The sequence below is a fragment of the Allocoleopsis franciscana PCC 7113 genome (assembly GCF_000317515.1).
Classification (GTDB): domain Bacteria; phylum Cyanobacteriota; class Cyanobacteriia; order Cyanobacteriales; family Coleofasciculaceae; genus Allocoleopsis; species Allocoleopsis franciscana.
Genome location: NC_019738.1, coordinates 6,996,147 through 7,017,571, shown reverse-complemented (window position 1 = coordinate 7,017,571; position 21,425 = coordinate 6,996,147). Strand labels below are relative to the sequence as shown.

Below are 21,425 nucleotides of genomic sequence, written 5' to 3'. Positions count from 1 at the left end.
CTAGAAGTTCCCATTAGAACCTCCAACGATTAGTCTTTATGCTTCAGAGGGTAAGATTGTGAGTCCATATTTTGGTGCAGTCGCTAGCAGCTTATCGATCGCAGCCTGATCGGGCACAGGTGGATTGAGTGGATCAGCGACAGGTCTCCCAACTTCAGCAAAGAACATTTCCAAACCAGCCGGTGTTACCCAACACAACATTCGCGATCGCGTCGTTCCAGTATTTTTGAAACTGTGTTTTTGTCCCCTGGGAGAATGTAAGAACGTACCAGGTGTTGCCAAAATAGTTTGGTCATCTAAGCAAAACTCGACTTCACCCTCAAGTATGTAAAATGCTTCATCTTCACGACTATGAATATGGGGTGGCGTACCGACAAAAGGATTACATGCAATCTCAATCAGCGCATATTGCCCCTGAGTGTTCTGCCCCAATGCCTTGAACGTGACAGTGTCACCGGCAACTGTCAAAACATCGCCTTCCTGAGGCATCATGACTATTCCTTGCTGGTTTAGAGTCATCTCAGCTCCTCGTTTCTGCTAAACGATCAGTGTACAACTAGAGTTTTCGATTTGAAGTGTAATCGCCCCTCGCTGTAAGTTGGGCTGAGTACTGTCAAGTCCTTGCTTGTGAATCAGTCGGTAACGTGAAACCAAACATGATTAGCACATTATCGTAATATAACTTACTCATTAGAATCCTCATCATTCTTTCTCAATCGCCTTCCCCGTTTTTGCAATTGCTGAAAGTAGTTATCCTCATCTGATGCGGGTGCTTCAGCATCTTGAGGTGTTGGCGTAATGGCATCTGTCTTAAGCTTTTTCCCCCGTTGCTGCAATTGCTGAAAGTAGTTATCCTCCTCTGATGCGGGTGTTTCAGTGTCTTGAGGCGTTAACGTAATAGCATTTGTCTCTATTTCTAGAGGTTCCACTTCTGGAGGAGTCGGTATGTTTTCATTTGTTTCTATGTTTGACTCAGAAGCATCGTCTAATCTTCGATTCCTCTGCCGATTTTTTCTCAACTCAGCCGCCTTTTGCTGCAATTCTGCAAAAGACTCTGTTTCCGTAATTGCTTCTACCTGCTTCCGCTTTTTCTCTTCATCAATTTCGATATTCAGGACGAGTTTTTTCACTCCCTGATAGATCGCTTTTGCGTATCCTCTCTCGATTAACACCACGACAATTGCCGTCGCCACCAACCCGATCATGGGTGGTATGAGAGGTACCCACCCCGAATTCAGAAATAGAACATAAGCCGTTCCATATAACACCCCCACCCCGACTACAACTCCTAACCCAAATAGCCATAGTCGTCGGATACGCCATGCCAACAGTCCTCCTACCACCGACCAACCCAAAATCCACAACATTTCGGGTCCTTCCGACCAACACCACATCAGAGGGCGATTGTTTAAAACGCTGCTGAGAATTTGGCTAACATGCTGAGCATGAATCACCACCCCTGGCATTTTCTGACTATCTTGTAATCCCGCACTATAAGGAGTGTAGAAATCGTCTTTGGCGATTGGGGTTGTATAGCCAATCAAAACAACGCGGTCTTTAATGAAAGATGGGTCAATTTTTCCATCGAGTACTTCACTCACAGACACTTGCTTAACCGCATTCTTCGGTGAGCGGTAATTCAGCATGATTTGATAATCGGATGCTCCCGCATTGTGATAACTTCCAGCGTTATTTGTTAAACGATGGAATACGGTTGAGCCAATTTTGAGTTCCCCTGTTGGGGTCAGATCGGGCTGAATATTTTCACCTTCCAAATACAGTAGAGCTAACTGAAATCCAAAGGAGGGGATTTGGTTTTCAGGGTCGGGAATATTACATAAATGTTGAACAGGTGGTGCAACTTTAGAAGGGGTAGGCGTTGAAAGTAAGAGACTGCGGCGCAGGATTCCCCCTGCATCGATGGGTAAATCGGCAAAACCCACTCGTTCTTCGGTAACACCCAAAGCGGCGGGAACTCCGGGTTGGTCAACCGAACTCATTTTGCAGCCTGCAATAATGCTTTCGTCCTGCTTTAAGATTTTTTCTAAGGCAATCCGACCTTGGGGAGTGCCTTGAGGAACGTCTCTTAAGATATCGATGCCAATGGTTCGGGGTTGATATTGCTGTAATTTTGCCAACAGTTGAGCGAGGGTGTCGTCCTTGATGGGGTATTCTTTACGAGTTTGAATATCTTGCTCGGTTACACCGACGACCAACAAGCGATCATCTGGGCCTTGATCAGGACGCGATCGCATTAACTGGTCATAGGCTCTTAATTCCATTCCCTCCAATGTGCCAATTTGCCGCAATCCCACCACTACGCCGGCTACCACAACGCTGGTTAAAATGACGGATCGACCAAAGGCTAATGCACCGGTCGTTGTACCGTTCTCGTTGGAGAACAAAGAGCGGATTTTTGTAACAAGATTGTTAAACATAATAAGCTTTGCATCCTCAAGAAAGTAAACCTATTGATTAGAAATTATTTTCGTGCCATAAATAAAATAATTAGTAATTAAAACTGTAAAAAATGCTTTGTTATCTGTCAAGATTTTGCTCCAGGTGAGAAGATCATGATAGCTCTTTTTTGAGAATTTAAGTAATGTTACTCAGTACGAAGATACTTGAGAATTTTGTCTAGAAAGTTTATAAACTCTTGTGAAGCGATTGAGGAACTTTACTGGAACTCAATCAGTCTTTTTTGAAATCTTTTGTAGAGTTGATTTTTTGATCAATCTACCCAAGTAAGCTCTAGTTCTGGAAGTTAAATCATGGTGATCCAATCTTATCCCCGTCTCACGGTAGTTTCTCTCGCGTTATCTCTAGAGCTAGCACTGAGCAGTATTTTGCCAGCTATAGCCATATCTCCCTCAACTCAGCAACAGGATTCACAACCCTCGCCCCAGTTAGCCCTCACCCAACGTCGCTCCCGTCTGCGCTTCAAAGTACCTGGTATTCGTCCTTCCCGCAGATTAGAAGGGGGAATTGCACGGGGGGGCTGTGGCGTTGACAATGCCAAAAAAATTCAAATGAAAGCGTTGCTTCCGGATAGTAACATTGGCTTAACTACGGCAGAAAAACCTACATTCTTTGTTCAGATTTCTCCAACTTCTGTAGAGGAAGGTAAATTCCTTTTACTCAATGCAAAAGGTAACGAAATTATCTACGAGAAAACCTTTCCACTCACGAAAACGGGTGGAGTAACGAGTTTTACCCTTCCTGACGATGCTGATGCCTTAGAAGTGGGTAAAGAATATACTTGGGAATTAATTGTTAATTGTGACCCTTATGATAACGTTGGGAATCCCCGTGTCCAAGGGTCAATTAAACGCCTCCAACCCAGTCAGAAACTTGCCAGTGATTTAGCAAAGGCATCGATGCGCGATCGCGTGGCTGTTTATGCAGAAGCCGGCTACTGGTACAATAGCCTCAAAACTCTGGCTGATTTACGCTCCACCAATCCTAATGATTCCACTCTAATGAACGATTGGTACGATTTGTTAGAATCGGCTGGGTTAAGCCAAGTGGCTAAAGAACCGTTACTTTAGGACTGAGGGATGAAGTGTAGAAAATAGAGAAATGTTCACTCTTCGTTCTTCACATTTCATCCTCATAGACAGCTATTTTAGCTTTCTAATTTGGTTCACCCAAAGTCTTCGTTCAGGATGTTCTAAGCATAGAATATCCTCTAAAGACCAGTGAAAATGAAAGGCAATAAAAGCTACCTCCTCATCGAGTTGTTCTGAGGGGTAGCTTAAGATTCCCCCGACAGTGAAAGCTCCACACTAAAGGGATTACTACATTGCGGGCACTCAACGGGAATATAAGCATTCCCCTGTTGATTAATGCGATTGTAAAACTCTCGCAAGTAAGCTAAATCGCGAGTAAAAAGGTCTTCTAAAAGTTCAGGGGTTACTGAAGAGAGACTGCCTAAACCAGTAATTACCCGTGAGAGCATCACCAACACCCCATAGGCTGGATCTCGCTGAACAAGAGAGTCTTTTTGCACCATAATTTCATCTCTAGCCGTTGCCAGACGCATCACACCTTGGCGATGAACAGTCCCTTGGGCATCAACTAAGCCTCTGGGGAGAATAAAGTTAAATTCTGTACGGATTGGACTTTCACTTCCCATGAAAATAAGCGTTTAAAGTTAGATGGATTCCTCCCATCAAAGATTAAAATCAGCTAACCTGTAAAGGTTCCGATGGAGGGGGAGTAGTTTCTGGCAAACCAATTGTTTCGGCTTCCAGTTCATTAATCTGGCGATAAAATTTCTGGAGATAATTTAAGTCACAAGCAAAAAAGCCTTCGACAACGGCAGGATTAACTTCCTCTAACGCGCCAAGGCGGACAATCACGCGGGACAGAATCAGGACGGTTGCGTAAGCGGGATTCGATTTAACACGGGGGTCACGCATGGGGACAATTTCATCCATTGCCCTCGCGAGACGCATCACCCCCTTACGGTGGAGGTTTCCCTCCCCATCGAGATAGCCCTTGGGTAAGGTAAATTCAAACTCAGTTTGCAACATTGTGTTTTATTTGACCCGCTTGAACTCCTCAACGGCTAATTCCATCTCTTCGATGGCAAAATCCTTGCCACCTGCCTTGACATCAGAAATTTTAAAAGTCGTTGGCCAACCCCCCAAAAATCGAAATCTTGCTTGCTCTTCACTTCCCTGGTTATAGATGACTAAATCGCCATTTTTGCGTTGCTTGGCCCAACCCCCCTGTTCAACTTCATTAAACCAGTTCCAAAGGGTGATTGAAGAGGTCATGCCTCGGCGCAAAATCAAATTGTTACTTTTGACATTGCCAGGAACTTTAGTCCGAACAACTCGACCCGCTGTTGTCCCAGCCTTGCCCCATTTTTGAGGAGTGACTTCACAAACTTCGATCACCTCTTGAGTCCGTTTGAAACCTTGGCACTCCATAAAATAAGCATCGACTGGTTCTACACTACCATCCAGTTTGAGTTCCAGGTAAAAACGATTAGTGGTTAGAATTTCTAATTCAGGCATGGTTACCTCCTTGAGTCAGCGAATTGGCTTTTGAGCCTACTCATTTTAATGGCTGATACTCGCCTTTGAGGAAACTCGCAAGGAGACAGTCTTGCACCTCTGCTGCTGTCTATCTAATTAGCAATCAGCTCATTGAGAGACAGCGATGGCAACGAGGAGCAAGTCACTCAACTATTTGACACGGAGAATTGAATGATAGGCAAACTCTACCGTCTCTGTAGCTAGCTCTTTGCTAGAAGGATCGAATTTTGACGATTTATAACTGATGGGCATGACCCCAGTTAGATTCCAGCGAGCTGCCTCGTCACCCGCTTGGTTGTACAGAATAATGGAACCGGTTTTAAGCACCCCTTTGTTTTTTGACCCCCCTCCAGCTATTGGTTCACGGTGCGAGTCTTGATGCCATAGCAGAAGTCTGTTGTCTTCAACAGAAGCAATATACACAGCCGTGATTGTTCCATTAGTGACACCAGTAACAGTAGCTTGAATTACACTTTTGCCTCCCTTACTAACACCATAGGAGGTTGTATCGCCCGCCGATTCCAAGGTAATTTTCGGTCCAGTACAACTTTTCAAAACTAGATCTTCTAGACCATCAAATTGGAGGTAAAACATGGAACAACCAACAACTTCACCTTTACTCATAAATCATTCAACTCCTGTTTAACTTTTTACAGTTGTTTGTCATTGAAGCCAGCAATTATTTTACCCGGTTCATTTGCTCACAGACGATTTCAAACTTCTCAACAACTAAATCTGATTTGTCTGTAGCCAAATCGGCTAATTGATAGGACTTAATCCAGGCTTTAGTGATGTTCCAGCGCACTACCTCTTGATCGTCTGCATCATATCCGACAATTGAACCATCTCTGCGATTTTTGCTCCAGGTACCGTCACCTCCCTCACTCTTGGGCATCGTAGATTTCATCCAGTTGTAGAAATCCATATCGCCTTCAGCGAGATACACTTCAATGGTGAAGTTGGGATTTTGTTCCCAACCGGATGAGGTCGTTTGCCACAATGTCATTCCGTTTTTTGTTGAAGCTAAGGGGGTTTTGTGACCCGCCGTTTGTCCTTTAAAGTTTAGCTCTGTTACACTCTTGACCATCTTCTGCTCAAGACCCTGAAATTCTACGTAAAACCGACTAGTAGGGATTGCTCTGAGTTCAGCCATCGTTTAACTCCTTATAAACTCCATACACTTGTTAATTTTTGTTTTTTGACCTTTGTTGTTGGTTAGAAGGTGTCAGGTTTGAGGAATTTAAAACCTGACACCGAACACCCGTTACTGGTCAGGAGACCACTGACTGATGCGGAAGATGACAAATTCAGCCGGTCGGACTGGACAAACCCCAACTTCGATATACAAACGACCCAGCATCATCGTCTCAGCGGTGTTGAGTTCCCCATCACACTTAACGAAAAAGGCTTCCGCTGGCGTAGCACCAAACAAGGCACCTTCACGCCAAAGTCGCTCTAAGAAATTATTAACCGTCCGTTTCACCCGTTCCCATAAATCCATGTCGTTCGGCTCGAACACCACCCACTGAGTCCCCAGCTCAATCGATTTCTCGATGTAGCTAATCAGTCGGCGGACACTGATATAACGCCATTCCGTCTTATCGGGTTCTACCAAGGTACGTGCCCCCCAAATCCGGATGCCCCGGTTCGGGAAGGTGCGGATACAGTTAATGCCGATGGGGTTCAATAGCTCCTGTTCGCGGAAATTGCAGTCATAAGCCAGACCAATGACCCCACGAGGAGTTTCATTCGCCGGTGCTTTGTAGACTCCGCGTGTTTCGTCAGTCCGCGACCAAACGCCCAACATGTGACCACAAGGAGGAACTAAAATCGGTCTGCCACCATTGCGAGGATTGGCAACTTTAATCCACGGATAGTAGAGTGCCGCAAACATCGAACGGCGGTTGAATTGGTTTAACCACTGAACAACGTGCTGAGGCTTCACCTTATCAGGCGGTGTGTCCAGAACCACCATGCGGTTGGGTGGGTTGGGGGAGGAGTTTTCGCACAGGCTAATCATCAGCTCCATGATGCCGTGAACCTGCTCAAGATCCAATACACCGGCTTCGTAGGCCCGCATCAAGTCGGGACAAGCCAGCATGGTAATTTCGTCAATCTCGAAAATCCCTTGGATACCCGTCCGGTCATCCCTTACGCCCTGCACATCTTGTGGCAAACGCTCTGGGGTTGGCACGATGGGGGGAAGACTCACCTCATACCGACCATTGGCGGGGCGTCGTGCTAAAGGTTGTCCAATTTGGGACATATCGGTAACAGCCACAAACTGAGACTCTTGCAGGGCTGTAGCAACATAGTTGGCTACCCCAGGCTGGGCTTCCCGGTTCATGGTGAGATTGTCGTACCGTTCCAGTTCTTCCCCATCCCGACTCAGCACGACCGTAAAATATTCCCCGGTGTTGAAGGGGGGGTCTTCGTCTGGGTTTTCCGGGGGTATGGGTTCACCGGGAAGAATCGCCACATCGACTCGTCCATTTGCCACTTCTTCCGGCTGCATGGTGAACAGCAGCGCTGGACGGTTACCTCCCGATGTTTTAATCTTGAGTCCGGTTTCTTCCGGTGGAGGTGGCTCTGTACCGGGTAGTTGAGTGCCGATACTTACTATCCAACAGCGCCCTCCTCCATTTAAGAACCAGCCGTTGACAGCAAAGGGCAAGTAGGCATTAAAGTTGGTATAGCCATCCGAGCCTTGTTTTGCGAAATACTCTAGGTACTGACTCCAGCTAGTGACTAGCATGGGCTTGCCCACTTCGGCTTCACCACGTATATCCTCGGTAAAGCCAACAAATCCAGCTATATTGGTTTGAATACCTTCAATTGGGCGGCTACCTCGGTCAATTTCTTCGACGTAGACACCAGGAGCAAAATAATCTAATCTCGCCATGAGTGGTCTTCCTGTGTTGGGTAATAGATGGGCAACGGGCAGGTTACAACCTTGCCTTTAGCGGGTCGGAGTCAAGCACACCTCCTTGAAGGTAGAGTTCTGAATTAACAAGAGTGTCTGGAAGGGTGATGGGTATTGTTACCGTCACGTACAAAGCTGGACGTAATGGCACACCCAACGCACTCCATAGCGCTGCTGTATCTGGGGAATGAGCTGTAGAAACCGTTAGTGATAAATGACCGTAACCTTGTAACTCACAAGCCAGTAACTCCTCATTTAGGCAACGATGCTGCAATAGCAGCATTAATGCCTCTGACAGCAGACGCTGTTCCCCTAAGGCGGTATAGTCCCAGGCGCTCACTAGAAACGAAACATCAAACCAAATTGTTGCGCTGTTTACTAGAGTTGCTGGCAGTTGACCTGGGTTTTGGCTAGACTCTACCTGCCGCTCTAACTGCTGCACCTGGCTGTTTGCTCGTAGGTCATAGCAATACAGGTTTAGCCCTGGTTCCGCATTCTTTCGCCAACTAGGGTGATTGAAATCAATTTGCTCGGTACTGATTAGAGAAGTCCCCCCAGCCAGGATTTTTGCCAAGGTTTGGGCAACAGCAGGGATCATGAGACTGGGTTGGTAGACAGTACAGGATATAGATTAGATATAGACTGAACCTTCTGGTTATTAGACTTTGGTCGAAATTTTAAAGAATTGTGTGATAACGGGTTACTGAGCGAAAGTTTGACTAAAGTAGAATTTTCTTCCTGATGTAGGTTGACTATTCCATACCTATCGGTAGGGGTTGGATACAGCTCTACATTCAACAGAAGAGACTCTATGATCTCAATGCCAGGGAACTTAGCTATGAAGGGTCGTAAGCAACCATTGGCTCAAGAGGAGCAGCCATTGTCCTCCAAAAGCTCTTCTCCCTGTACACCTCGTTCTCTGGATACGAGGCATGTCTTACAACAGCAAATTCAACAGTTCGCGATCGCACTGCCCGTTGTAGCCACTTGGGTTGTTTACACTGAACCCGATCAGGGCAAGCGCCAATCGCTTGTTCACTATACACCCAAGCCCGGTTCCTCTTATCCTGATTTAACAGACCTAGAGTCCGAGGGCTGGTTGTTCGAGTCCCTCCCCGCCTTGACGTTGCGAGAAATTGTGACACTCGATAGCGTGAGGGCGTTTGGTTGTCTCTTGAATTTGTATCACTCCCAAGCTGAGTATTTAGTCTTATGGACAGATGCGTCTCTTTCTGATAAAGAGCAACGTTGGGCAGAGCAGCAAGCACAATTTTTGATGAACTATTTAGTGATGAGTCGAGAATGTTCTCGTCAACACACAGAAATTCAATTATTGGAGCAAGTCGTTCGACGGGCAGAACATCAGCTACGCAATCCCTTAGCCTTGATTAGTCTTTATGCCGAAAATCTAACATTGGGTTCGCCAGCAGGCCCGATGAAAGACCAGGCGCAGCTTATTGGTGAAACTGTCCATGAACTGACTAGCAGCTTAACTGATTTGCTCTCCTGTGGACAGCAAGCCAAACTACATGTTGCTCCTCACGACTTGGGGAGTATTTTGCAAGAAAGTATTAAGGGATTGCAACCTTGGCTAGAGAAAAAACAGGTAAAAATTATCGGTGATGAAACGCCTGTTACCTTAGCCGTTGATCGCTGGCAGATGAAGCAAGTGTTTGACAATCTGCTCAGTAATGCGGTGTATTTCAGCCCCCAAGCCGGAACCGTAACGTGCAACTGGATGGTGTTTCGAGATGAAGTCCTGGTTAAAATTTCCGATCAAGGGCCAGGTCTTTCTGAAGAAGACCTGAAACAGGCGTTTACTCCCTTCTATTCTCGGCGTCCAGAAGGGACAGGCTTAGGTTTAGCGATCGCCAAAAAAATCATCCTCGACCATAAGGGCAGCCTGTGGGTGCAAAATCTTTCCAGCGGTGGGGCACAGTTTTCCTTCTCTCTCCCTCGCTCCTAAACTTTTTAGCCCACAGGGACTGAGGATTTTTTAGGCTCATGCAATAGGTAATACATTCTTTGCATAAATGACCCAGGAGGAGGTGATAAGTTTTACAGTTACGGAGCTAGAAACCAACTTCTGCTAGAGTGCGACCCATGGTCTATCTTTTTAGAGTAGAAGAAAAGTGAGCAGCTCCCCTGTGAACAAGAGAGGTATCAATAATGACCACCCCTCAGCCAATTTCCATTCTGTTAGTGGATGATGACCAGCGCTTTCGCAAGGGATTACAAACCTTGCTTGACTTCTACAACAATAATGGGGCATTTCGATTTGAGATTGTCGGTGAAGCCGCCTCGGTGGAGCAAGCGCTCAAGTTGGCAGTGGAGCAACACCCAGCTTTAATTCTGCTCGATTTAGAGATACCTCCCAGTGATGGAATAACAGCACTGCTCCGTCTAGGAGAGTTGTCTTACAAAGGTAAAGCCCTCATTTTGTCAGCTCACCGAGAAGACGAATGGGTGTTTCGAGCGATGCAGGCCGGAGCTCATGGCTATGTATTTAAAGACCGGATTGCCAGTCAGTTGTGTGAAGCGATCGCAACCGTCATGAATCATGAAATCTATCTAGCTCCAGAAGTTGCCACGCACTTTTTCCGACTGTTTCATTTCTACGCCGGACGTTCGCTTCAGGCTTGTGAATCCATTCACTTGACCGAACGAGAGCGAGAAGTTTTACACTGGTTAGTCCAGGGAGCGTCTAACGAACAAATCGCCGAACATCTTTACATTACCGTCGCTACCGTTAAAGCTCATCTAACTGCCATCTTTGAAAAACTAAAAGTTACTAGCCGGACTCAGGCCATTGTCAAAGCTTTAAAACTAGGTTTGGTTTGTGCTTAATGGCTCGTCTTGTGATATTGAAACACTATGAGTAATTATTTGGCGATCGCCACAGTAACCGCAACCTTGCAAAGAACCTTGCAGGCAACTATACAGGTAGATGTAGATGGTGCAAGGGTGACAACCGTTCGTCCCGATAGTGTCGGGAGTGGTACGCCAGAAACCGGGGTTAACCTTTATCTGTACAACGTCGCTCACAATCCGGCTTGGGGTAATGCGGATTTGCGTACTCGTAACACAGAGCGAGATTTCCTCAAGCGCCCTTTAGTGGCACTAGACTTGCACTACCTGATTAGTTGTTATGGTAATGAAAATGAGTTGGAACCCCAACGCCTGATGGGTAGTGTTGTTCGCACGTTTCATGCGCGATCGATATTGACGCGGGAAGTGATTGAGGACACCGTAGCCGACTCCACCTATAGTTACCTGGCAGACTCTAACCTGGCAGATCAGATGGAGACGGTAAAATTAATCCCCTTGTCCCTTTCAATGGATGAGTTATCTAATTTATGGTCTGTATTTTTACAGACGCCGCACTCTCTATCCGTGGCTTACGAGGCTAGGGTTGTCTTAATCGAAAGCGATGATATCCCGCAAAGAGCATTACCCGTGCGCGAACGCCGATTTTTTGCCGCACCCAATCAGCCTCAGATTGAACAAGTCGTCCCTCAATCAGGGAGGCTCCAGCCGATTTTGGCGGATAGTACCTTGATTATCCAAGGTCAGCGGTTGCAAAGTAACCTCACACTCTTAAGTATTGGTGGAGTGAAAATAACGCCCCAGCAAGTCAGTACAAACCAAATCGTCTTACCCCTTTCGTCACTGCCTCAGGGTTCGTTACGAGCGGGTGTGCAAAGCTTACAAGTGATTCATCCCAGATCAACCCCTACACGGATGGGACGCAATGCGAGAGTTCCTTCCCAGGAGATGCGCGGGATTGAATCGAATGTAGCCGCCTTTGTGGTACGCCCGACCATTCAGGAAACTAGTCTCTCAAACTTAGACGAAACGGCGGATGACTTACGCACGGCTCAAGTGACGGTGGACATTGATCTGCCGATCGCAAAAACGCAGCGAGTGGTATTACTCCTCAACGAACGCTCGATTGAAAGACCTGCCGCTTATTTATTCGATGCTGCACCACGAACAGCAGACACCAATTCGTTAACATTTTCTATCTATGATGTCAAGCCGGGAGAGTATCTGGTTCGTGTACAAGTGGACGGTGCCGAAAGTCTACTGAATGTAGATACCAACTCCAATAGTCCGACCTTTGAACAATATATTGGCCCTACCGTAGTCATCCCATGAAGGGTAACACCAAGAACAATTGGCAAGAAGCGAACCAGCAGTCTTTAATGACAGCACTGGCTGAGGTGCGTGAGGCATTAGAGGCCAAAGTTAAGGGAGATGGGAACATGGGGAAAAGTTCAACCTCTGCTCCTGTTTCACCAGCTCCCGCCTTAGATCAAGTCTGTACGACCTTTGGCTTATCGTTATTTGAGCGGGATGTGCTGCTGCTGTGCGCTGGCATGGATCTCGATAGCCATTGGGCTTCTTTGTGTGCCGATGCTCAGGGTGATTCAAAGAAAAATTATCCTACCTTTAGTTTGGCCTTGGCGGTGCTGCGAGAACCGTGTTGGAATGCGCTGACTCCGGCTGCTCCCCTACGGCGGTGGCGGCTAATTGAATTGGGGACTAGCAATGCTCTGACGACTGCGCCGTTACGTCTGGATGAGCGAATTTTGCACTATTTGGCGGGTGTCCCCTATCTGGATGAGCGGCTGATGGGGATGGTGGAGTCGGTGCGCGTTCCAAGTTCTCTGATCGAGTCGCAGCGGCAACTAGCTGAGCAGTTAGCCGCTACCTGGCGGCAGGCATCGGATGTACAAGCTTTACCGATTGTGCAGTTGTGCGGGGATGAGCTGGCGAGTAAACGAGCGATCGCTGCTGCTGCTTGTAACTTGTTAGGATTTAATCTAAATGCCCTATCCGCTCATGCCCTTCCAACCAGTTCTAATGACCTGCATCAATTGCTCCAATTGTGGAAGCGAGAAGCGGCTTTGAGCCAGTCGATTCTCCTGCTGGACTGTGATGATAGCAATACGAATGATACGGCACGAGAAGATGCGATCGCACTTTTTATTGAGCGGATTAGTAGTCCGCTGATTGTCACAACTCGCGATCGACGCCCCCCTAAACAACGCTCTTTGGTTACGTTTGATGTGCATAAACCCACAACTAACGAACAGCGTGGTATTTGGAACCAGGCTTTGGGCGAAAACGTTTCAGAGCTAAATGGGCTAGTGGATACCTTAGTATCACAGTTCAATCTCAACACGGCTGGAATTCACGCCGCTAGTGTTCAGGCAATGGGGAAATGGAACACACAGGAGACGGCACGCCCAGAAGACGAAGGGAACGGGAGCGAGGCTCAACCTGAGACTCAAAACTCAGCCCTCAGTACACTTTTGTGGGACACCTGCCGTTCTCAAGCTCGACCTCAGTTGAATGACTTAGCGCAACATATCGAATCGTCTGCCACTTGGAATGATTTGGTGTTGCCGGAACGAGAACGCCAGATTCTGCGTGACATCGCCGCCCATCTGCGTCAACGGGCTAAGGTGTACGAAGGTTGGGGCTTTGCGGGAAAAGGTGGACGAGGTTTAGGCATCAGTGCTTTGTTTGCAGGTGCTAGCGGTACCGGTAAGACGATGGCGGCGGAGGTGCTAGCGGAGGAATTGCGGCTAGATCTTTACCGCATTGACTTAAGTTCAGTGGTGAGTAAGTATATCGGCGAGACGGAGAAGAATCTGCGGCGTGTGTTTGACGCCGCTGAAGGCGGTGGGACTATCTTACTGTTCGATGAAGCAGATGCCTTGTTTGGTAAACGCTCTGATGTCAAAGATTCCCACGATCGCTATGCGAATATGGAGGTGAGCTATCTGTTGCAGCGGATGGAAGCTTACCGAGGTTTGGCGATTCTCACCACTAACTTGAAAGACGCCTTAGATACGGCCTTTCTGCGCCGCATCCGTTTCATCGTCCGCTTCCCCTTCCCAGATGCTACCCAGCGGGCTGAGATTTGGCAGCGCATTTTCCCCAGTCAGACGCCAACACAGGATTTAGATGTGAAGAAGCTGGCGAAACTCAATGTTGCGGGGGGGAATATCCGCAATATTGCCCTCAATGCTGCCTTCTTAGCGGCGGATGCTGGGGAGTCAGTGGGGATGAAACACTTGTTGCAGTCGGCTCAAAGTGAATATTTGAAGTTGGAAAGACCCTTAACCGATGTTGAAGTGAAGGGTTGGGTGTGAACTAAGCTAACGCACACTTATAGCATAAGGCATAAGGCATAAGGCATAAGGCATAAGGCATAGGGCACTAGAGCTTTAGTGAGGAAACTCTTCTGAAAAGATACTCTTTCTTAAAAGTTTGTTCGTAGTGACAAAATACTGATTGTCCAACCGGATACAATAATTCCTCTGTCGTTTTCCAGGGTGATAAATCAATGGGTCGCGCTGAAAAAGTTGTATTGGCATACTCAGGGGGAGTCGATGCCTCTGTTCCTATATGCATTTTCCCTCTCAAACAAGAGTGGGCTGTTAAAGATTCCATTAATCTATCCGTCTGTCCATCAAAGTCTGCTAAATACTCGTAGGAGCAATCCTCCGTGGTTGCCCCATCCGGTTGGAGCTCCACCCATTCAGATTTATCAACATTTCATAACAAAACACTCATGCATGAGTGTTCTTAGTTCGCAGTGCTACTTAAGAGGAAAATTACAGAATGAAAGCTCAGGATTTGAAAGGAAAAACGATCGCATTTGCAGGTTCTGGTGGTTTGGATAGCTGCACCATCACCCGTTGGCTGACGGATCAGGGGGTACGGGTTGTGTGTTTTACCGCTGACCTAGGGCAACCGGATGAAGACGATACAGAAGCCATCCGTCAGCGGATGCTCTTAGCAGGGGCAGCGGATTTTGTCTTGTTACCAGTGCGAGAAGCGATCGCACAAGCGGGTCTTAGCGTGATTCAATCTCAAGCCTGCTATGAGGGACGCTACTGGAATACGACAGGCATTGCTCGGTGTGTCCTTGCCAAAGCCATGATTCAGGCGATGCAAGAAAAAGGGCTGACCATCTTCAGTCATGGTGCAACCGGACGGGGTAATGACCAAGTGCGTTTTCAACTAATCACCAATATGCTGGCTCCAGAGTTTGATGTGTATGCACCTTGGCGGGACGAGGAATTTTTAGCTCGTTTTCCGGGTCGCAGTGAGATGATTGACTTCTGTGAAGAAAAGGGACTCTCTGTCTCGGCGACAAAAGATAAGCCTTATTCTACAGATGCCAATTTGTTGGGTCTTACCCACGAATCGGGATTACTGGAATCTTTATCAACTCCGGCGCATTTTGTCAAGCCCATTATGGGTTGCTATCCTGCCGATGCTCCCGATCAAGCGGAGGAGTTCACGGTACACTTTGAGCAAGGTCGTCCAGTTGCGATCAACGGTAGTCCGATGGACTTAGTGGAGGCATTTGTTGAGACGAATGCGATCGGTGGGCGTCATGGTATTGGGATTGGCACTCATTTAGTCGAAAATCGGTTTGTAGGAATTAAGTCACGGGGAGTTTATGAAAGCCCAGGTGTAGAAATACTAGGAACTTGCTATGCCTTGTTGCTGCAATTGATTTTAGATCGCCGTGCTCGTGAATTCTTTGACCAATTATCTTTATTAATTGCCAAGCAAATCTATCAAGGGTATTGGTTTGACTTAGCGACTCAGATGGCATTGCAAGCGATTCAACCCACAGCAAAATTAGCGACAGGAACGATTACTGTTTCTCTGTACAAAGGAAATATCTCGTTTGTTTCGGCAACCAATACAGCTCATTCTCTCTACTCAGAAGAAAATGCTTCGATGGAAGGGATTGGTAGTTATAATCATGCCGATTCGGAGGGATTGTTACGAGTGTTGGGTGTCAGTGCGCGTGTACTGGCGACGAGTGGTCAAATTAAGGACTGAATAACTAGCCCTTCTTGAATGGAGTGAGTGATTTATTCGCCTTTCGGCTACTAGTTTGGGGGGGATAATCCACACTAGTATGAACATCATGGCTCTAGGCTGAGAGGCAAGATTGGCGATGGATACCCGACTGCAAAACCAGGCGAAAGCTGCTTCAACGCCCTCTGTTTCGCCTGTACAGGCGGGCTTATTCCAGTCGCGTCCTTTTAGTGACTCAGAGCAAGAGGCGGCTGAAGCGAGTGACTCATTCCATCAGCCACCTAACCTGCCAACCAAACTGGAACCCGCTTCGCGTTTCGGTCATAACTTTAGTCGAGTACAGGTACAAACCAATACACCAGCAGCCATTCAAGCGCAGCTCGTCAATAGGCAGCCAGAAGAGCAGCAGGACGAAGAGGAAGCGAATGGGGTGGCACAGCCGCTCAAGATGATGGCTCCACCTATCGGCGAGCCAATTGAGCGGGAATCCTCAGAAGAGTCGATTCAGATGCTGCCTGACTGGGGCAAGCGCACTCTGGCTATTCAACGTCAAGAGGAAGAAGAGGCGCTTCAAATGATGCCCCAAGTGGGCTTCCTGACTCCGGTTATTCAACGTGAAGAGTACGAAGAAGATCCAATTCAGATGATGCCTCAGTGGGGTATGTTGCAACGATTGCCCCAAGAGGAAGACGATTTACCCATGCAAATGATGCCTCAATGGGGTGTCATTCAACGCCAAGAGTCGGAGGCGGAAGAAGAGCCGATTCAGATGAAATGGCTTCAGCCTAAGCTCGTTGTCGGTGCTCCAGGGGATAAGTATGAGCAGGAAGCGGACTCGGTGGCGGCTCAGGTGATGTCGATGAGCAATCCACCGGATAACTCAGGACTAATTCAGCGCCAAGAGGAGGAAGAGCCGGAATCACTGGTGCAAAGGTCGTCTTTGGTAGACTCTATCACTCCCTTGGTTCAGCGCCAAACTGAGGAGCAAGAGGACGCGATTCAAGCCAAGTCATTGCTGCAACGGAGGGGAAAGGGTAACGCTGAAGCGGGTAGCGATGTAGAGAGTCAGCTTAATCAGAGTAAGGGCGGAGGTAGTCCTTTACCGGATGAAGTGCGTAGTTTCATGGAGCCTCGCTTCGGTACTGATTTTAGCTCGGTGCGGGTGCATACTGACTCGACTGCCGTCCAGATGAATAAGGATTTGCGTGCTCAAGCGTTTGCTCATGGCACTGATATCTACTATGGGGCAGGGAAGTCTCCTGGGACGGATGCGTTGACGGCTCATGAGCTGACCCATGTGGTGCAGCAGACGGGAGCCAAGAAACTCCAGCAAAAGCCTATCCTAACCCGGAAGGAAAATAAAGAAGCCGTCCAGCCGTTGACACCCAACCAAGAATTGCGTCATTCGCCACTGGAGGCGAAATCAGGAGAAATAGAGGAAAGCCACAACATCCTCCAAGCGAAGAAACTGCCGCATTCCATGTCGGCAGTAACCTGGTACAAGGAGCAGCAATCGTCACTCCTCGAAGAGGAGGAAGCTAAAAAACCTGCTGAAGCCAAGCCGCTTTCCGGTGGCAACCCCGAACATGCTTTAGAAGGAAATACACATCTAGAAGAAAATGTCAAGAGATGGGGGGATAAGGCAGTTGCTAAAGCCAAACCCCAAATCGACTTTAAGGAAGCCAAGTCTAAAACTGAGCTAGCCTCGGAAGCAGCCAAAGAAATAAAGACCGCAGGCAAACTTGATTTAACGGCGGCAAAAACCGATGCTCCCCCGTCAGAGCATCAAGTTAAGTCGGCATCTAAAGTCGATACTCCTGAAAGTCACCACAGTGTTGGAGCCAAAGCGGACGCAGGGAAGTTAGCGGGTTTAGTTTTGCCTGCAACAAATAAGGAGGTTACCCCGGAAAGCAAAGCCGCAACCTCGCCTCCGCCGCAAGCAGCAGCACAGAAAGCTCAAACAGAGAACAAGGCAAAAGACCAGCCAGCGACAGAAGCCACTACCGCAGCACCTGCTACTGCCTCTCCAGTCGTCGCCGCACCGCCTGCACTAGAATCCGGTGGGGAGACAGTAGAGGAAGCTACCGGAACGTCTGATGTACAAGAGGAGGAAATCGCCGCCGCAGAACAAGCCCCTCCGGGCAGTGCAGAGCTAGAACCGGCTGAGCGTGACGCCGCCTTAGCTTCTGTAGCTGAAGGTTCTGGCGGGGGGGGTGAAGCCGTTGGAGGTGGCGGCGGTGGTGGAGGTGCTGCGATCGCAGATAAACCCACTCCACCCGCACCCAATGTTTCTCAAGCTGAACCATCAGCGGCACTATCAGCAGTGAGTAACCTGCCCCCAGCCCAACTCCTAGGCGCACTGGGAGGCGTTGGTGCGGCTGTGGGAACTTCAGTGGGCAAGCAACGTGCTGAACTGGCTGCTAATCCACCGCAAATGGAGCGTCCAACGGGTTCACCTATGACTAGCGTTGGGCCGGCAGCAGACCGCTCAACGCCTTCAGGAAAAAACCCCAAGGCTGTCGCAAAGACGCCAGAAGGTCAAGCCAAGCCCGTTTTGCAACCCAAACCCGTAGCACTTTCTGCAATACCGCCCGTCGCTAAGATTCCCCAACCTCAAGTGAAAGGCGATGCTGAGGGTAAGCTCGATGCAGGTGACGCTCAAAAGTTGCAAGCCTCATTACGTAGCCTACCGACAAGCGACCCAGGTTTACAACAAGTGAGTGCTTGTGCGCCGCCGCATCTGGAACTGCAAGGCAACGCTGACCCACAACAGGCTCAACAGCAGCGAGGAGAACTGGAAAAAGGCATCGCAGATGCTCATAGCAAGGGGCAACAAGAGTTAGCCCAACCGATGGGTGAAAACGAGATTTACCCGAAGGTACCCCAAGAAACCTTACGCGCTGAGGGAATCGGTGGTGGCGGAGGTGCGACGGCTGGGGGTGCAGCAAAAGTGGCTGAAGGAGGTGCCACAGGTGGAGGTGAGGCTGGAGACGAAGCGGTGTCCATCATTGCCCAGCAAGAACATGGTCAACAAATCCAGGCAGGAGTTGCCAAGGCACAGGCGGAAATCGCCGCCAAGCGACAAGAACACAGCACCAAGGTAGAGGAAGAGAAAGCCCGTTCTCACCAGGAAATCGCCCAACTGCAATCGGAAAATTCAGCCCAACAGGCAGCAGAACGAAGCAAAGCGCAGGCGGAAGTTCAGCAGCAGCGCAGTGCTTGGCAGAAAGAACAGGATGTCCTGATTACAAAGTCTCGCAAAGACGCTGACGAAGCAGTCTCTAAGGGCAATAAGGATGTCCAGCAGGAGCAAACTCAGGCTGAGTCTCAGGCAGCTGAGCATATCCAGAAAGGAGAGGAAGAAGCCGCAGTCGCACGTCAAAAAGGCGAACAAGACGCCGAAAAAGAGCGACAGAAGGGTGAGGAAGAGTCTGGCGGAATATTGGGTTGGCTGGCAGACAAAGCGAAAGCGTTTTTTGATGGGATTAAACAGGCCATTCAAAAAGCCTTTGAGGTGGCACGCGCTGCGGTGAAGGCGGCGATTGAAGGGGCGCAGAAATTGGCGACGGCTGTGATTGAAACAGCGCGTCAAGCGATCGTGGGTATTATCAAGGCGGTGGGAGCCGCGTTAATTGCGATTGGCGATGTATTGCTGGCGGCTTTCCCAGAAATTCGCGATCGCTTCCGCAATGCGATCAAAGGTGTAGTGAAGGCAGCCGAAACCGCTGTCAACGCCCTAGCCGACACTCTCAAAAAGAGTGTACAGGCAGCTCTCAACCTGCTGGGCAAGGGACTGGATGCCGCCCTAGGACTCTTAGAGAAAGGCATGATGGCGGCGGTGGATATCGCCAAGACAGCGGTTCAGGGAGCGATTAAGCTTGCCGATGCTGCGATTAAAGCTGTTGGGGCTTTCGCTGTGCTGGTTAAGGACGTAGCTGCCAACCCAAGTCAGTGGTTAAGTAACTTGGGCGCTGGGGCTAATGATGGTATCAAGAATCACTTCTGGGCAGCCTTCCAGACAGCGGTGAAGGAGTGGTTTAGCCAGAAGGTCGAAGAAGTACTCGGTTTAGGAATGACCGTTTGGAATGTCCTCAAGCAGGGTGGGATTAACACCGCTGAGGTCGGCAAGATGGCTTGGGAAGGGATTAAGTCAGCAATTCCCGCTGTCCTCATTGGGCTTCTGATTGAGAAGGTGGTATCGATGATTGTGCCTGCTGCGGGTACGGTGCTGCTGATTATCGAGGGGCTGCAAGCGGCTTGGGGTACTGTTAGCCGCATTCTTCAGGCGTTTGAGCGCTTTATGGCTTTCCTGAAGGCAGTCAAGACGGGGCAAGCTGGGCCTCCCTTCGGTGCGGCTTTGGCGGCAGCTGGTGTGGTCGTGATTGATTTTGTGTCCAACTGGCTGCTAAAGCGTTTGCGTGGCCCTGCTAGTAAAGTGGCTGGGAAGATTAAGGAGATTGCCAAGAAAATTGGGAATAAGGTTAAGAACGTTGCCAAGAAGTTAGGGAAGAAGTTCGGCAAACTGAAGGATAAGTTCTTTGGTAAGAAGCGCGGTAAGGGCAACAAGGATAAAAAAGCGGCTGAGACTAATCATAAGGATAAAAAGAAAGATAGCCGTACCACGGCGCAGAAGTCTCAGGATTTGCAGAAAGCCGTTGAAGAAGTTAAAGCTTTGACCAGAAATAAGCTGATTCGTGGACCGATCTTGAAGATCGCACTTTTACGTATTAAAAGTAAATACAAGCTGACAATATTAAAAGCTACTAAAGTCGGCAGAGCTAGCGAATTCAAAACTTACGCAAAAATTAATCCAGATATAACCTTTGAGATAGCTTTCGTACATGAGGATGCTTCCCGTATAGCTAAGGCAGCTCTTCCAAGAATTAATGCATTAAATGACAAAAGCTTGGAAAAGATAAAGCAAATAGTTGAACAAGTTAAAAACCAGCAGGTAAATCCTGGCTACTTATTAGAATGGGGGACTCCTGGTGAGCATAAACAAACTCCTGTTTATTTAGTGTTTGATAAAGACAAAGGCAACAAAGCATTAATAGGAGAAATTTGGCAGGAGAAACCCTATATAGAAAAGAATAAGCTAGGGGGGCATCCCAGCCAAAAGCTATTTGAATACAAAGCAGACAAAAAAGAATATGTATTGGATAAAAAGGGACAGTACGTAGTCAGATACCTTTACAGAAATATTGCAGCGAAAGATGTTGAAACCTTAGCAGATAAGCGTAAAAATCATATTGAACCCACTGGTTCAAGATCGCGTGTAACTCCCTTGGAACATGTAATGGGTCACAAACCATCACCATATACCTCTGCTACAAAAACTAAAGGGGGTCAAATTGAAAATCCCAGTGGTGAAACTTTTGATCATTATGGAAGGGTAAAACTTGACTTACTGTATATAGACCCTCAAAATATTTTGGATGTAAGTACAAAAGTTGGTCAGGAAGAATGGGGTTTCCGGTCAGCAGGCGTAGCTCCTGCTGTATTACAAGCAATAAAAGACGTTGAACGTACTCAAGAAGTATTGATAAAGGGAATCATTCCACGAGATGCTATAGAAGATTTACGAACAAAGGAATAGAGAGACG

Annotated in this window: 17 protein-coding genes; 7 read left to right on the top strand and 10 right to left on the bottom strand. The window is 48.1% G+C overall.

The features are described 5' to 3' along the window. Nucleotides 1-36: 36 nt before the first annotated feature. Complete coding sequence (locus MIC7113_RS28875; RefSeq protein ID WP_015185725.1) at nt 37-519, bottom strand: quercetin 2,3-dioxygenase; 483 nt, start codon at nt 517-519, stop codon at nt 37-39. Nucleotides 520-683: 164 nt separating this feature from the next. After that, nucleotides 684-2,438, bottom strand: a complete 1,755-nt coding sequence (locus tag MIC7113_RS28870) for a CHASE2 domain-containing protein (protein ID WP_015185724.1) — start codon at nt 2,436-2,438, stop codon at nt 684-686. A 333-nt stretch (nt 2,439-2,771) separates the two neighbouring features. On the opposite strand from MIC7113_RS28870, the gene MIC7113_RS28865 reads away from it, so the two are divergent. Then, nucleotides 2,772-3,548, top strand: a complete 777-nt coding sequence (locus tag MIC7113_RS28865; RefSeq protein ID WP_015185723.1) for a DUF928 domain-containing protein — start codon at nt 2,772-2,774, stop codon at nt 3,546-3,548. A 72-nt stretch (nt 3,549-3,620) separates the two neighbouring features. Here MIC7113_RS28865 and MIC7113_RS39125 read toward each other — a convergent pair whose 3' ends face one another. From MIC7113_RS39125 to MIC7113_RS28830, 8 genes are all read right to left on the bottom strand, one after another. Beyond that, entirely contained in the window at nt 3,621-3,761 is a 141-nt protein-coding gene (locus MIC7113_RS39125) for a DUF6760 family protein (protein WP_315889696.1), read from the bottom strand. Next, a complete protein-coding gene (locus tag MIC7113_RS28860; RefSeq protein WP_015185722.1) occupies nt 3,755-4,135 on the bottom strand; it encodes a phage tail assembly protein in 381 nt (126 codons plus the stop codon). Before MIC7113_RS28860 ends, MIC7113_RS39125 begins: the two co-directional genes overlap by 7 nt. A gap of 49 nt (nt 4,136-4,184) precedes the next feature. Further along, complete coding sequence (locus MIC7113_RS28855; protein WP_015185721.1) at nt 4,185-4,535, bottom strand: hypothetical protein; 351 nt, start codon at nt 4,533-4,535, stop codon at nt 4,185-4,187. Between the two features lie 6 nt (nt 4,536-4,541). Next, the gene (locus tag MIC7113_RS28850; RefSeq protein ID WP_015185720.1) at nt 4,542-5,024 is read right to left on the bottom strand and encodes a phage tail protein; all 483 of its coding nucleotides are present in this window, start codon (nt 5,022-5,024) and stop codon (nt 4,542-4,544) included. A 171-nt stretch (nt 5,025-5,195) separates the two neighbouring features. Next, nucleotides 5,196-5,669, bottom strand: coding sequence for a phage tail protein (locus MIC7113_RS28845; protein ID WP_015185719.1), 474 nt, complete (start codon nt 5,667-5,669; stop codon nt 5,196-5,198). 55 nt (nt 5,670-5,724) lie between these two features. Then, entirely contained in the window at nt 5,725-6,198 is a 474-nt protein-coding gene (locus MIC7113_RS28840) for a phage tail protein (RefSeq protein WP_015185718.1), read from the bottom strand. 111 nt (nt 6,199-6,309) lie between these two features. Continuing rightward, nucleotides 6,310-7,947: a phage tail sheath family protein gene (locus tag MIC7113_RS28835; RefSeq protein ID WP_015185717.1), complete on the bottom strand. Its 1,638-nt coding sequence runs from the start codon at nt 7,945-7,947 to the stop codon at nt 6,310-6,312. A gap of 43 nt (nt 7,948-7,990) precedes the next feature. After that, the gene (locus MIC7113_RS28830; RefSeq protein ID WP_015185716.1) at nt 7,991-8,566 is read right to left on the bottom strand and encodes a Pvc16 family protein; all 576 of its coding nucleotides are present in this window, start codon (nt 8,564-8,566) and stop codon (nt 7,991-7,993) included. A 240-nt stretch (nt 8,567-8,806) separates the two neighbouring features. On the opposite strand from MIC7113_RS28830, the gene MIC7113_RS28825 reads away from it, so the two are divergent. The 6 genes from MIC7113_RS28825 to MIC7113_RS33955 all read left to right on the top strand — a co-directional run bounded on the left by MIC7113_RS28825 (nt 8,807) and on the right by MIC7113_RS33955 (nt 21,418). Beyond that, nucleotides 8,807-9,934 (top strand): sensor histidine kinase, encoded by a 1,128-nt coding sequence (locus MIC7113_RS28825; RefSeq protein ID WP_041781396.1) that lies wholly within the window; start codon nt 8,807-8,809, stop codon nt 9,932-9,934. A 203-nt stretch (nt 9,935-10,137) separates the two neighbouring features. Next, nucleotides 10,138-10,815, top strand: coding sequence for a LuxR C-terminal-related transcriptional regulator (locus MIC7113_RS28820; protein WP_015185714.1), 678 nt, complete (start codon nt 10,138-10,140; stop codon nt 10,813-10,815). Between the two features lie 27 nt (nt 10,816-10,842). Continuing rightward, nucleotides 10,843-12,126, top strand: coding sequence for a DUF4255 domain-containing protein (locus tag MIC7113_RS28815; RefSeq protein WP_015185713.1), 1,284 nt, complete (start codon nt 10,843-10,845; stop codon nt 12,124-12,126). Continuing rightward, on the top strand, nt 12,123-14,132 hold the full coding sequence (locus tag MIC7113_RS28810) for an ATP-binding protein (RefSeq protein ID WP_015185712.1): 2,010 nt from the start codon (nt 12,123-12,125) through the stop codon (nt 14,130-14,132). Before MIC7113_RS28815 ends, MIC7113_RS28810 begins: the two co-directional genes overlap by 4 nt. 472 nt (nt 14,133-14,604) lie before the next feature. After that, nucleotides 14,605-15,843 (top strand): argininosuccinate synthase, encoded by a 1,239-nt coding sequence (gene argG, locus MIC7113_RS28800; protein ID WP_015185711.1) that lies wholly within the window; start codon nt 14,605-14,607, stop codon nt 15,841-15,843. 118 nt (nt 15,844-15,961) lie between these two features. Then, complete coding sequence (locus MIC7113_RS33955; RefSeq protein WP_015185710.1) at nt 15,962-21,418, top strand: eCIS core domain-containing protein; 5,457 nt, start codon at nt 15,962-15,964, stop codon at nt 21,416-21,418. The last annotated feature ends 7 nt before the right edge of the window (nt 21,419-21,425 follow it).

Coding starts and splice junctions, on each gene's coding strand:
- MIC7113_RS28875 (WP_015185725.1), bottom strand. CDS start 519: ATGACTCTAAACCAGCAAGGAATAGTCATGATGCCTCAGGAAGGCGAT.
- MIC7113_RS28870 (WP_015185724.1), bottom strand. CDS start 2,438: ATGTTTAACAATCTTGTTACAAAAATCCGCTCTTTGTTCTCCAACGAG.
- MIC7113_RS28865 (WP_015185723.1), top strand. CDS start 2,772: ATGGTGATCCAATCTTATCCCCGTCTCACGGTAGTTTCTCTCGCGTTA.
- MIC7113_RS28860 (WP_015185722.1), bottom strand. CDS start 4,135: ATGGGAAGTGAAAGTCCAATCCGTACAGAATTTAACTTTATTCTCCCC.
- MIC7113_RS28855 (WP_015185721.1), bottom strand. CDS start 4,535: ATGTTGCAAACTGAGTTTGAATTTACCTTACCCAAGGGCTATCTCGAT.
- MIC7113_RS28850 (WP_015185720.1), bottom strand. CDS start 5,024: ATGCCTGAATTAGAAATTCTAACCACTAATCGTTTTTACCTGGAACTC.
- MIC7113_RS28845 (WP_015185719.1), bottom strand. CDS start 5,669: ATGAGTAAAGGTGAAGTTGTTGGTTGTTCCATGTTTTACCTCCAATTT.
- MIC7113_RS28840 (WP_015185718.1), bottom strand. CDS start 6,198: ATGGCTGAACTCAGAGCAATCCCTACTAGTCGGTTTTACGTAGAATTT.
- MIC7113_RS28835 (WP_015185717.1), bottom strand. CDS start 7,947: ATGGCGAGATTAGATTATTTTGCTCCTGGTGTCTACGTCGAAGAAATT.
- MIC7113_RS28830 (WP_015185716.1), bottom strand. CDS start 8,566: ATGATCCCTGCTGTTGCCCAAACCTTGGCAAAAATCCTGGCTGGGGGG.
- MIC7113_RS28825 (WP_041781396.1), top strand. CDS start 8,807: ATGAAGGGTCGTAAGCAACCATTGGCTCAAGAGGAGCAGCCATTGTCC.
- MIC7113_RS28820 (WP_015185714.1), top strand. CDS start 10,138: ATGACCACCCCTCAGCCAATTTCCATTCTGTTAGTGGATGATGACCAG.
- MIC7113_RS28815 (WP_015185713.1), top strand. CDS start 10,843: ATGAGTAATTATTTGGCGATCGCCACAGTAACCGCAACCTTGCAAAGA.
- MIC7113_RS28810 (WP_015185712.1), top strand. CDS start 12,123: ATGAAGGGTAACACCAAGAACAATTGGCAAGAAGCGAACCAGCAGTCT.
- argG (WP_015185711.1), top strand. CDS start 14,605: ATGAAAGCTCAGGATTTGAAAGGAAAAACGATCGCATTTGCAGGTTCT.
- MIC7113_RS33955 (WP_015185710.1), top strand. CDS start 15,962: ATGGATACCCGACTGCAAAACCAGGCGAAAGCTGCTTCAACGCCCTCT.